Below are 11,941 nucleotides of genomic sequence, written 5' to 3'. Positions count from 1 at the left end.
CGGTGCTGGGCGCTGCGTCGTTCGTCTTGGGCGTGTCGATTGCTGGCGGTGCGCCCCGCGAGGCGCTGGCGACCACAGCGCGGCCGCGCCGGAGCCGGCACAGCACAGATGCCACGGCTCGCTTCACGCTCACCCTCGTCCGGATGTCCTACAGGCGGCTCCAGAAGTTGGGCTGCTGCCGAGCCCGGCGAGGATCTGAGGTCAACCTTCCCGAGGCGTCGACCCTCAGACCACTGACCACCGACGTCGGCCTGATCAGAAGCTCGGCGGCTTGGGGCCGCTCCGCTCTTGCCCGGACGGGTTGCGGCGAGAGTCGAACGGATGATCGAATGATCACAGATGGGTGTCGTGGCTAGGGGCGAGCATCCTCCCCGCTATAAGCTGCGACGATGATGGGCGAGAGGGACAGCATGGAGAGCACGCCCATCCGGGCAGCAGAGTTCTTCGCTGGCATCGGCCTCGTTCGGACCGCTCTGGAGCGAGTCAAGGGCGCTCAGGTGCAAGTGGTGTGGGCTAACGACATCAAGCAGGCCAAACGTGATGCATACGTAGCTAACTACCCAGATGCTGAAGATCACTTCATTGTCCGCGATGTCCGACGAGTGGAGGCTGAAGACCTTCCGGCCGGCATCGAATTGGCTACTAGCAGCTTCCCTTGTGTTGACCTATCACTCGCTGGAAATCGGCGCGGTTTGGTCGGCGAGCAGTCAGGCATGTTTTGGGAATTTGCCAAAGTTTTGAAGGGCATGTCCCCGAGGCCGTCGGTTGTGCTCCTTGAAAACGTCCATGGTTTCGCTACGAGCCATGGTGGGAGGGACCTCGCCGACGCTCTGGCCTGTTTGGCTGATCTAAAATATTCAGTGGATGTGCTCGCCGTTGACGCACGCCATTTCGTCCCGCAGTCGCGTCCTCGCATGTTTATCGTGGGTATCCAAAAGGATAAGCTTCCTGCGCGAGCGAAGTTTGACGTTCCGCCTATCAGCGACTCGCGACCGGCTTGGGTGCAGTCCATTCACAAAATGCACCGCCAGGTGCTGGATATGCACTACCTTGACCTGCCGACATTGCCGGAGGGTCCACAGGACCTAGAGGGTTTCGTGGAGACGGACGCAAGTCCATCTCTTTGGTGGGATCGCGATCGAGTAGCAGCATTCGTTAACTCGCTCAGTGATGTGCAGCGGCTCCGCTTCAACTCCCTCCTCACCGGCGAGGCAATCACATACAGAACGGCCTACCGGCGAACGCGGCAGGGCGTGTCAATGTGGGAACTGCGGAAAGACGCTATCGCTGGGTGCCTCCGAACAACCGGTGGGGGGTCGAGTAGGCAGGCTCTAGTGCGCCTGGGCAAGGGTAGTCAGGCAATCCGATGGATGACTCCTCGTGAGTATGCCAATCTAATGGGTGCCCACGATTACAAACTCATCGCCGGTACGCCGAACCAACAGCTCTTTGGATTCGGAGATGCTGTGGTAGTAGATGTCATCGAATGGATCGGCAATCACTACCTCGCCCCAACCCTGAGACCGGACAGCCCCATTTGCGGGGCTTGATTAAACGGCTTCATTTTTAACGCGATGGTTTTACCTCCTTCTCCGCCGCCGTCATCAGCTTCTAAGGCGATGCGCTCAAATCGAAGTACCGACACGAAGCCCGAACTCGCTCTCCGGAGCCAACTCTTTCGACGAGGACTTCGCTACCGGGTAGGTTATCGAATCGAGCTCGCCCAACGCGCGGTTCGACCCGATATCGTATTCACGCGACGCAAAGTGGCGATTTTCGTCGACGGCTGCTTCTGGCATGGATGTCCGGTCCATTGCCGGATGCCGTCTGATCCTAGTGGCTATTGGCATCAGAAGATCGATCGCAACAAAGCGCGAGATGTGCTAGTTGATGATGCACTGCGGGCCGCTGGCTGGACCGTCTGCCGGGTCTGGGAGCATGATCCGCCTAACAAGTCGGCTGACTTCATCGAGGCTATCCTTACGGCTTGACAAGTCGCTGTCCAGTATCGGACACATCTGCGACCGGACGGCAACATTCAGGGGTACTGCCGCTGCTTGAGCCTGCAAGGGCACTGAATGGCAGCCTCAAGATCGGATGATTGTTCAGGCGCGGATGGACATACCGTCAATGAGATCGTCTAGGCGGTCCTTTGTGGACGCGCGCAGTGGGCCGTAGACTCGATCCCGGACTCAATGCCGGAGAGCGAGTGAGGTTATTTGAATGACGAGTCGTGGCGTTGCTTCGTACAGCCAGCCGGACCGGAAGCCCCCGCCGCGCGCCTCACTGCCGACTAGGTTCGTTCAAGACTTCAGGCTACTGCTGAAGGATGCAATGACCTCAGTGGACGCGGTGAGTGGTAAGCGGTTGGGTAAGTGCATAGGTGTCTACGCGTTCTACGACTACGACGGCGAGCCCATCTATGTTGGGCAAACGGTAGAAAGTTTCGGCTCTCGTGTTGGTCGGCACATGACTGGTCAGCGAAGCGATACCCTAGCCTATCGTATTCTGGACCCCTTTGAGGTGGCGAAGCTGCAACTGTGGCCAGCGGAGCATTTACGCGGCGATTCGGAAAAGAAGGCGAAGCTCAATGCTATCGAGTACTCAGTATACCGATGGGCAATTGATCAGTCGAAGTATCATGCGATTCTGAACGAAAAAATCCCCCCGGTCTGCGATTCGGTAGAGCTGCCGGTCTCATACCAGTTCGACTTGATCCCCCACGACATGCGCGAGGATCGCGAGCACCCTGATGTTCGAATTGCCCGCCGTGCCGAAACCCTGGCAAGGGTGTCAGCAGTCGCGCATGAGCGCGGGGAGGTTTCCGCAGGCCTAAGGCGTGTCATAGTGATTCAAGCAATCCGTCTCGCTGACTTGGCGGCGGCACGGTTGGCCTATGCTGAGGGCAGGGCGGGGCCCTCTGCTGCTGCAATCAACGTTCCGGAGCTGGTCGGTAATGTACTGCAGGAGCTGAGTGACGAAGAATTTGAAGAATAGGCCTCCAAGATTCCTCACGCGGAGGAGCTATCGATCAACATCCTGATTGGGTGGAGTAGGGATTCTTCGCTACGACTCGACCGGGTTCCGATAGTCGATCTTGCTGTTTATTTGCTCAGACCCCATTTGGGCATGAGGTTGCTGTCCATGTAAACTTATCGATCATTGTCCACTCAACCAGGCTGCTGTCAGCATCGGACATTATCGTGCTCAGAACTCCAAGAAGAGCCGTTCGATGCTTGCCTGCGGTCGGCTGCCTTAACGTACAACTCCTTGAGGTAGAGGGAGCGGGTGAGCCCAACTGCTGGCCAGAGGTAAGAGTAAGCGGAAGGCAGACAAGATCGCCGTCGTCACTTCTGGCCAGCATGTCCGCACGCCAGCGCCCGTGTCGAACACTCGGGCTGGATCTCGGCCACGGGGTCCTCGACAGCGGCGAAGTCCGTCTCCCCGTAGAAGCGGTCCGTCTCTTCGTGCAGATCAGCCATCTTGAAGGCACCAGCGGGTTCGGCGGGACAAACGGACGGCACGGAAGTCAGCCTCTTTATCCAGCGGAGGTTTGCCTGATAATGCAGTACATCTCACTGCCCTTGCCTCGTTGACGAGCCACCGTAGGAAGCGACTCACACCCAAGTCAGTGTGGCGACGAGACCGTTCCGCTGCGAAGCGCTCAGGTTGAGGAGGGCGTTTCGGCCTCTCAGCGCCGTACTGCTCGTGTCGCCCTCCCATGAGAGGCCCATGGCCTGGTCAAGACGGATCAACGCCCGGTCGAGGGAGTCGTTGACGGGATAGAGCGTCAGCGCTCTGTGTTGCGCTGTTCGTGCCACCGACCAGCTGATGCGGTACGGGAGGTACAACGTCCCACGGCAGCGTGTACCGGGTGCGGGACATCCAAGCAAACAGATCCGACACGTGCGCCAGGACCCGCCGCTGGCGAAGCCATGCGCGGCCAGCCCGTCATCCAGGGCGTCCACCAGGCGCCGTAGCCGGCCGGCGTCCAGGCGACAGCGGGACCCCCCAAGCCTTCGACGCCACCCGCCCTCACCCTCGGCGCGCCACCGTATTCGCCAGCCGTGCACCGCAGCCAGCGACACCCGCAGCGATCGGCCCACCTCGGCAAGCTGGATGTCCTGCCCGAACCCCTGGGCCCCTTGCCATCGCACCGCCTCACACTTCGCTCGCCCTCGGTCGGACAATCCACCTTCGTCGGGATATCTCATACCTCCGGGGCTCCTGCCCCCAATCGGCGAAGATCACGCCGACACGCCGTCCGCAGTGGACAAACGTAGCCTTCTCAAGATCTGTAACCAGTGGCCTTATTCGGGAACGCCTCACTCAGCACAAAACTGGCGAATTCTGCATTCTTGGCAGTGCGATCCAGAGTGAATCCTCTGGGCTCGCCGAACTTCTGGGCCAAATGCCGGAGCAAGTCCAATTCTTTGGCGATATCTTTTTCGTCAATTAAAACATCTTCGCTGGCGATCTTATTTAGTTGGGAAGTATGCCGAACATGATCGCCGAACATTCTTGCAACCAGCAGCATTGAAAGATAATATTTGAGATTCGAGCGCTCTGATGAGGTAATGTCAGAAGCTTTCAACAAGTGGGCATCTATAAGCTTTTGATTCCTTACTACCCACAGGAAGGTTGCTAGATGAACTTTCTCCGAGAAAATGCGATTGTAATCTTCATCTTTTTTCAGGAGAGAGGTAGGGCGGGCCCTGGAGTGGTTCGGTTGTGAGAGGCCCATGGCCATGACTGCTTGGGCGAGATAAGGGATGCTTACAATGCGTTCAGCCTTCTTACCGACGTTACGGTAGAAGTTTTTCCGTCGGTCGTAGTACCACTCGTTCGAAGCGAAGTAACTTTCGATCTTTCGCTGCAATTCTTCGGTTGCGCGAAGAGACGCTTCCGGAACATTGGTCTGCCGGTTAGTTGCGCGAATAACTTGATCCCGAACGGCAGGGTCGTTCGTCGCGAGGATTCTCACTAAGATCGCTTTGTTGCCCGACCGCTCTGCGACTAGCGGGTTTTGCATGGCTTTGAAGACCGTGTGAGAGGTCTGAAGGCCGTTCACTATCTGCACGTCTTCGAGAATGTATGTCTTATTGACGATACTTATGTCCGCGGAGCACAGAATCGTTACGCCGTTATTCAACCACCAGAACTCGGGAGCATTCTCATCGGTAAGAGTTCTGGAAATTTCCCGATTGACGCCGATGGCACCGCCTTGATAGTCGCGCACATTCCAGTCAAATATATGCCTACGAAGCGAGCCGTCTTCGTCAGTTAAGAACTTCACGTAGTCCGAGAGACGAACGAGCGCGACCAGGCTGCTTCCGGTATTAGCTTGTTCCTGGAAGGCCAAACGCAATGTGTAGCTTGGCGCATCGTTGTGGGCGTCCCACAGCTCCCGTGCCCCCCAGAAGTCAAACGAAACTCGGCCTCCGACAATAAGCTCTTTTACTGTCGCGACCAATTCATCGGCCTTCAGTCTTACCTTCGAATTGATTTCGTTCACGTCGCCCTTTGTGGCATATACGACGTGTACCGAAATTTTTACCTGCCTTGTAGCCAGCTTGGTCCAAGCTCGCCTGAATATGTCGACCCGGTTCAGTATATCCGAAGAGTATAAAGCCTGTAGAGAGTTTTCGTCAGGGGCGAGCGCAAGCAGTCGATTCAGCGACGACGCTAGCAGGTCGATCGCGTTCTCCGTGAAGGAGTTCGAAGTCTTTGCCTGAATGAGCCATAGGGTTAGCGTCTGCCCTTTGGCGTGGTCTGACGGCTTCGTTTCATCACTTAGGAGATCGTCATCTTCTTCTAATAGCGCCTCCCCTAAGAACGTGTAGGCACCGTCCAGTCCGGCGTCATTATTTCCCCCGATGTTTCCTGCTTCAATCTCCTCGTCGCTCAAATCGGCATGCCGAAGTACCTTTTCGGCAACAAAGCGTTCAAAGATTACATAGTCTGGGACTTCGGTCTCATGTTGCTCTCGGCGCTCTTTCAGCGCTGCATCCAATAGGACCACTTCGTTGCTAGCCAAGACCAAGCTCCTCATGCCGGAGATATGCCGAGGATGGCACGTTCGAAACTTCACACAGACGCGGCGCCGGGAAGAGGCAAGCTTCGCCCCCTGCGCCGACTGTCCAAGGGAGCAATGACCATACACGCCAAGTCCGACTGATGGGACCCCAAGTTAGCGACAGGTACCGGACTTGCTTGTCCGGATTGCTGTTTTTTAGGCTGATTTTCGATCCCGCTGAGCGCGTGAACGAGCTGGTGCATGGCGTCTGCGGCACGCATTGACTAGCAGATTGGGTCCGTGTCTCCCTGGCGATGCGCGATGGACGTCTTTCGTCAAGGCTTAGGAAGGGCGTCCGCGAACGGCCTCCATCGCCTACCTTCCGCCCCATCGCGGATCGATGTCAATCGACTGGCAAACTCTTCAGCTATCTCTGGTGAACTAGCGAGTAGGGGGACAGCGGCTGTGATCATCTTTAACTCGCGGGTTGCCCTGAGAGTGAGCCAACTGCTGTCCAAGGTGACATCATGCCCGTAGGCGCTGGCGAGTCGTCGGTAGGCGCCGCCGGTTCCGAAGCGAGCTTCGCCCACCGCAACGGCGACAAGATCCACCTGCCATGGCCCGATTGAGGTCGAATCAAAGTCGCAGAGTATAAGCCTGCCCGATGGCTCTCGCAGGAGGTTGCCCACGTGGGCATCTCCGTGTATCAGAGTTGGTCCGCTCTCCCGATTGAGCGCGGCAACCTGCTGGTCCAAGCGGTCGCACCACGCCAGGAGGTACTCGTGGTCGGTCGGACGCAACCCGTCGGCATCCTCTAGGCGCCGCCGCGCGTCGCCAATCGGGTCCCACCGCGCCAATGGGAACGGCGGTGTGCCGAGCGCATGGAATTCTCGTAACGCCGAGCCCAGGTCTCCCACGGTCGGTGCTGGTGTGTGCGAGGCAACGTAGCTCCATACCGAGGCAACCAGATCGCCGACCTCGACCGGTTGGGGGATATCCGGTGCTAGTCGGATCGTCGGCGCGTCGATCTCGGCGAACCATCGGGCGAGCTGCACCACCTTCGTGACCCGGTCTCGCAGGCGATGTGTGCGGGCGATGCGGATGACGAGGCCGGACCTCGGCAGCGCGAACACAGCATTGTTCGTCAATCGCAGGAGCTGAGCATCGTCGGACGGCACGCCAAGACCGACTGCGATCTCCCGCATGGCCCGGGTCATCGCCGCTTGCGAGAAGCGCCCGCTCATACCGCGACCGCAGCCCGCGCCTTGAGCGTGTGCTCGAACTCCGCGACCGAGGGAAGCCGCCGATGCCGTTTGAGATCACGGCGCAGATTGACGACCCGGTCGATCACGCGGCGCGACGTCAGCGCACTGGACTGCTCGACCACACGCGCACCGACGGCCACCGCTCGCTCGGGCTCGTCGGCGAGGAAGAGAGCACTGCACAATCCGGCCTCGTTGAGCACCACGCTTCGGACGTTCGCCGGACCGAAGGCGTTGATAGCCCCCTCCACGCTCCGCACGGCCTCTTCGGCATGTGTGCCGGCCTGCCGAGCGATGTCCCGGTACACCCGACCGTACTGGGCAAGAAGCTCGCCACGGTCGTAGAACGCCATCCACGCTGGTTCGCGCTCGGGTTCGATGCGCTCGAACAGGTCACTTGCCCGGCCGAGGATGGTCAACGCGCCTTGGTGGTCTCCGAGCGCGGCAGTCGAGGCGGCCTGAGCGCCGAAGAGCAACGCACTCATGGCCGGCGTTGCGCGCTGACCAAGCTGGGCTTGCGCCAGTTGCAGGGTCACCAGAGCGTCCCGGTTGTGTCGTAGGTGCTGCAACTGCTTGGCCTGCGAGTAGCGGATCAACGCGGCCAAAGGTGTGTCTTCAACCGTGATCGCCGCGCGTTCGGCAGCGACGAAATGCCGCTGTGCGTCGGAGTGCCGGCCCGCGTCCAGTGCGGTCCAGCCGGCCAACTGACGAGCTGCCGCCACGGCCGCGACGAGGCGAGGCGTCAAGTCGGTCGGGTGGGACCAGTCGAGCATGCGGTAGACCGATTCGGCGAACCGGGCGATCTCGCGGTAGAGCAGACCTCCGCCGCTCTCGCGATCCACCGATCGATACAGGTCAAGGACGGCGTTCAGCCGGGCCACATCAGCGCTGCCGAGGCGGCGCGGCTGGACGTCGCCGGTTGCTGCAACTAACCCGGCGCCCGTCGCTACGGCGGCGATGCCGGCCAGGAGGGCTCGCCTGCCTACGTCCGGCGCACCAGTTAGGGGAGCAGCCGGGGAGTGCGCGCCAGTCGCGAACCAGAGCCGTCTTGCTGGGATTCCGAGCAATGACGCCCAGTGGGCCAAGCGGTCGAGGTGCACCAGCGCCGGCCCGTTCTCGATCCGGCTCAACTGCGCCTGGGTAATCCCCAGCCATCCTGCCACCACGCTCTGCGGCAGCGGGTTCCGCCCGTGGTACGGGTGGTATCGGTACGCCCGGATGACCTGTCCAAGATGCCGCGACGCGAGCGCCTGCCGCACCGGTTCGTGTTCCCAGAACGACTCCGGTACCACCGGCGGCGCGCTCAACCGGTCGCGCTCGGCGGCCTGGCAGGGCGCGCACCGGCCGCTGTCGTTGTCGCGGGCCAGGCGTCCGCCGCAGCGGGGGCAGTTCGCGTGTGTCACCGGCAACCTCGCTCCACGCGGGTGGCTGTGTCCGAAATCGAGCCTAACCATTCAAACCGTTTCGCGGGGCGACGGTATGCGTGCCACGCATATCGACAACGATCGCCGCATCATGGTTCGCGTCGGTCGCCGTGCCGAATCTGGGAGCACCCCTGACGGAAGGAGCACGATGCTCACGATTGACCGGGTCGGCACCGGTCGGGCGCTCGTTTCGGCCGAGTTGTTCGACGCGCTGACCGCCCGCATCGCCCGCGACCATCCCGACCTCGCCGCCGACCTGCCCGCCCGCGTCATGGACCAGGCGCTCGCCTTCCTCGGCGCGTGCGCCACCGCGACCGTGCCGCTTGGCCCGAGTGAGCTGGTGGACCTCGGCTGGCACGCGTTCATCCTGCACACCCGCGACTACGCCGACTTCTGCCAGCGCGTCGCGGGCCGGTTCATCCACCACCAGCCCGACCCGCCGACCGAGGAGAGCGGGCCGGCCGCACCGGAGCCGTTGGGTGTGCCGATCTCCCGCACGGTCGACGCGATCACCGCCGCCGGCTTCGCGCTCGACCGGGAGTTGTGGGCGGTGGCGGCGGAGTGCGAGACCAAGTGCCACCAGTGCCACGCGGGGTGCCACGACAGCCCGACCGGGTGACCCGTCGCGCGGTGGTCCCGGGCATACGCTGGCCGGGACCACCGCCGGCGAAGGGCACACCGATGGCGCAACGCCACCACTGGGACGAGCTGCCCGGGGCGGTGCGGCGCGACGTCGCGCGGCAGGCCGGTGACGTCCTCCGGGTGGACTCCGTGCCGGACGGGGCCGCCAGCGAGTTCGCCGCCGTCATCGGCACCGCGCACGGTCGCGTCTTCTGCAAGGGCGGGCGGGTCGACGGTCGGCAGGGCTGGGCGTACCGCAGGGAGGCCCGGATCAATCCGGCCCTGCCCGACGTGGTGCCCCGGCTGCGGTGGACAGTCGAGCGGGATGGGTGGTTGCTGCTCGGCTTCGACCACGCGCCGGGCCGGCATCCCCGCCTGGAGCCCGGCTCGCCGGACCTGGACGCGGTCGCCGGCCTGCTGTCGACGCTCGCGCGCCGGCTGACGCCCAGTCCGACCGTGGCGGTGCAGCCGTTCGCCGAGCGGTGGCGCGGCCTCGTCGCACCCGAGTTGGTCGACGGGGACACGTTGCTGCACACCGACATGACGCCGCGCAACTTCCTCCTCGACGGCGACCGGCTGCGGCTTGTCGACTGGTCCGCGCCCAGCCGCGGGGCCGCCTGGATCGACGCCGCGTTCATGCTGGTCCGGCTGGTGCGCGCCGGGCACTCCCCGGCCGACGCCGAGCGGTGGGCGTCCCGGGTGCCCGCCTTCGCCGAGGCGCGCCCGGAAGCGGTGAGCGCCTTCGCCGTGGCCCTGGCGCGGCTCTGGGAACGCCGGCAGCGCAGCTCACCCGCCCCGCATCGCGGGCCGCTCCTGGACGCCGCCCGCCGGTGGCTCGACCACCGGGAGAGTCGCCGCCCCGCCTCAGCCTGAGCGTGACCGGTCGTATACCCGGCGTGCATGCGAGCGAAGATCGCGGGGATATACCGCCACCAGCCGCCAAGGTCGACAGTCGTCGCATGGCCCGGGGCGGGTGCTGGGCTCCGGCCGGTGTCGCGTCCCCCGATCGCGGCGACCCGCCGACCCCGCCCGCCCCGGCGCCACCCCACGACACCCGCACCCGGAGGCGCCCACCGATGTCCGCCGTACTCGCCGACTTCCCCGTCCCGACCCCGGTCACCGACGAGGACCTGGTCCTCGCCGCGCTGGCCGTGCGGGTGCACGTGCCGGAACGCTGGCCGCAGGGGCCGCTGTGCCGCAGCGAGCGCGTCCCGTACCCGTGTCGCCTGGCCCGCTGGGGGCACGCCACGTTGGGCGCGGCCGGTTTCGGCGCGGGCGACGTGCGGTGAGCGAGGAGGCGGACCGGTTCTGGGCGGCGGTGCAGGACCGCTGTCCAGGGTTGCTGCCGGAGCGGGACGCGCCGCTGCTGCACGCGTCGCTGCTGCGGTTGCTGGCGGGCGGCGACGACCGGGCGGGGCGGCTGGCGTTGCTGCGGGCGCTCGGGTGCGCGTACCGGAGCTTCGGGTTTCGGTCCTGGCACGCGGCGGTGGTCGGCGACGCGTTGCTGCCCGCGCCGGGCCTGGGCTGGTGGCGGGCGTGGCGGCTGGTGGAGCGGGCCGCCGCGCGGGTGGGGGACGGCGCGGCCTGGTGGCCGGTCGAGGTGGTCGACCACGACCGCGCCGCCGACACGATCGCCACGGTGACGGTACGTCCGTGGCGGCGGCTGCCGCACCGCGCCGGCCAGGCGGTGCCGGTGTGTACGTCGCGCCGGCCGGGGCGGTGGCGGTGGCTGTCGCCGGCGAACGTGCCGCGGGCGGACGGGACGATCGAGTTCCACGTCCGGGCCGTCGGGGCCGTCTCCCGGAGCCTGGTCCACGAGGTACGCCCCGGCGAGTTGTTGCATCTCGGCGCGCCGCTGGATTCCGGGTTGGAGTTGGTCGACGGCGGTGACGATCTGCTGCTGGTGGCCGGCGGGACCGGGTTGGCGCCGTTGCGGGCCCTGGTGGAGCAGGTCGCCGCCGCGCCTGTCGACAGGCGGGTGACGCTGATCGTGGGCGCGCGCACCTTCGCCGACCTGTACGACGCGATCGCGTTGGACAAGCTCCAGCAGGCCCACGACTGGCTGACCGTGGTGCCGGCGTTCTCCGCCGACCCGGAGGCCGCGCCGGCCGAGCGGGGCACGGCCGTCGCGTTGGCGACCTACCACCACCGGGCCGGTCAGCACGTGCACGTGTGCGGCCCGCCCGGGATGCTCGCCGCCGCCCGCCACTGGTTGAGCATCGCCGGGGTGCCCGCGCAGCGCCGGCGACTGCCGGTGATCGGGGACCGGTGATGGCCGTCTACCGCAGCGCGCACGCGCTGGTCGGGCCGCTCACGCCGGGCCGCGTCGAGGCGGTCGAGTTGCCGTTGACGTCGCGGCTGCGGCGCGGCTACCGCACCGAGGACGTGGACGCGGTCCTGCACCGCCTCGCGTACGAGCTGGCCGAGCGGTCGCGGCTGCTCGGCATGGTGAGCGCCGAGAACCGCCGGATCAAAACTGCGTTGCGCAATTGGCAGTCGGAGCGGGTCGACGTTGGAAATTCCACCGATTGAGCGGCGGTCGAATATCGGCATGGCGACAGGCTGCGCCCCGCGCTGGGACTGGTGATCAGGGAAGACGCGTTCCTATTCTGTTTGGA

Annotated in this window: 12 protein-coding genes; 8 read left to right on the top strand and 4 right to left on the bottom strand. The window is 63.9% G+C overall.

The features are described from left to right. Window positions 1-389 precede the first annotated feature (389 nt). The 3 genes from ACIA5A_RS15290 to ACIA5A_RS15280 all read left to right on the top strand — a co-directional run bounded on the left by ACIA5A_RS15290 (window position 390) and on the right by ACIA5A_RS15280 (window position 2,997). Window positions 390-1,550: a DNA cytosine methyltransferase gene (locus tag ACIA5A_RS15290; protein ID WP_396761673.1), complete on the top strand. Its 1,161-nt coding sequence runs from the start codon at window positions 390-392 to the stop codon at window positions 1,548-1,550. A gap of 24 nt (window positions 1,551-1,574) precedes the next feature. After that, complete coding sequence (locus tag ACIA5A_RS15285) at window positions 1,575-1,991, top strand: very short patch repair endonuclease (RefSeq protein WP_396761670.1); 417 nt, start codon at window positions 1,575-1,577, stop codon at window positions 1,989-1,991. Window positions 1,992-2,334: 343 nt separating this feature from the next. Next, entirely contained in the window at window positions 2,335-2,997 is a 663-nt protein-coding gene (locus ACIA5A_RS15280; RefSeq protein WP_396761667.1) for a GIY-YIG nuclease family protein, read from the top strand. Between the two features lie 350 nt (window positions 2,998-3,347). On the opposite strand, the gene ACIA5A_RS15275 is transcribed toward ACIA5A_RS15280, so the two are convergent. From ACIA5A_RS15275 to ACIA5A_RS15260, 4 genes are all read right to left on the bottom strand, one after another. Further along, entirely contained in the window at window positions 3,348-3,482 is a 135-nt protein-coding gene (locus ACIA5A_RS15275; protein ID WP_396761664.1) for a hypothetical protein, read from the bottom strand. Between the two features lie 806 nt (window positions 3,483-4,288). Beyond that, a complete protein-coding gene (locus ACIA5A_RS15270; protein WP_396761661.1) occupies window positions 4,289-6,037 on the bottom strand; it encodes an AIPR family protein in 1,749 nt (582 codons plus the stop codon). 314 nt (window positions 6,038-6,351) lie between these two features. Continuing rightward, complete coding sequence (locus ACIA5A_RS15265; protein ID WP_396761658.1) at window positions 6,352-7,260, bottom strand: phosphotransferase family protein; 909 nt, start codon at window positions 7,258-7,260, stop codon at window positions 6,352-6,354. Continuing rightward, window positions 7,257-8,681, bottom strand: a complete 1,425-nt coding sequence (locus ACIA5A_RS15260; RefSeq protein WP_396761655.1) for a helix-turn-helix domain-containing protein — start codon at window positions 8,679-8,681, stop codon at window positions 7,257-7,259. Before ACIA5A_RS15260 ends, ACIA5A_RS15265 begins: the two co-directional genes overlap by 4 nt. Before the next feature lie 169 nt (window positions 8,682-8,850). Between ACIA5A_RS15260 and ACIA5A_RS15255 the strand changes: the two genes are divergently transcribed. The 5 genes from ACIA5A_RS15255 to ACIA5A_RS15235 all read left to right on the top strand — a co-directional run bounded on the left by ACIA5A_RS15255 (window position 8,851) and on the right by ACIA5A_RS15235 (window position 11,855). Then, on the top strand, window positions 8,851-9,321 hold the full coding sequence (locus ACIA5A_RS15255; protein ID WP_396761652.1) for a glycine-rich domain-containing protein: 471 nt from the start codon (window positions 8,851-8,853) through the stop codon (window positions 9,319-9,321). A 62-nt stretch (window positions 9,322-9,383) separates the two neighbouring features. Next, the gene (locus ACIA5A_RS15250) at window positions 9,384-10,196 is read left to right on the top strand and encodes a hypothetical protein (RefSeq protein WP_396761649.1); all 813 of its coding nucleotides are present in this window, start codon (window positions 9,384-9,386) and stop codon (window positions 10,194-10,196) included. 203 nt (window positions 10,197-10,399) lie between these two features. Beyond that, window positions 10,400-10,612 carry a hypothetical protein gene (locus ACIA5A_RS15245; RefSeq protein ID WP_396761646.1) on the top strand — a complete coding sequence of 71 codons (213 nt, stop codon included), beginning with the start codon at window positions 10,400-10,402 and terminating at the stop codon, window positions 10,610-10,612. Next, entirely contained in the window at window positions 10,609-11,595 is a 987-nt protein-coding gene (locus ACIA5A_RS15240) for an oxidoreductase (protein ID WP_396761644.1), read from the top strand. The genes ACIA5A_RS15245 and ACIA5A_RS15240 overlap by 4 nt, the downstream gene beginning before the upstream one ends. Beyond that, window positions 11,595-11,855, top strand: coding sequence for a DivIVA domain-containing protein (locus tag ACIA5A_RS15235; protein WP_396761642.1), 261 nt, complete (start codon window positions 11,595-11,597; stop codon window positions 11,853-11,855). Before ACIA5A_RS15240 ends, ACIA5A_RS15235 begins: the two co-directional genes overlap by 1 nt. The last annotated feature ends 86 nt before the right edge of the window (window positions 11,856-11,941 follow it).

It is taken from the genome of Micromonospora sp. NPDC051300, from assembly GCF_044455315.1.
Taxonomy (GTDB): domain Bacteria; phylum Actinomycetota; class Actinomycetes; order Mycobacteriales; family Micromonosporaceae; genus Micromonospora; species Micromonospora robiginosa.
Note: the sequence above shows the minus strand (reverse complement) of the source record. Positions and strands in the feature narration are given on the sequence as shown.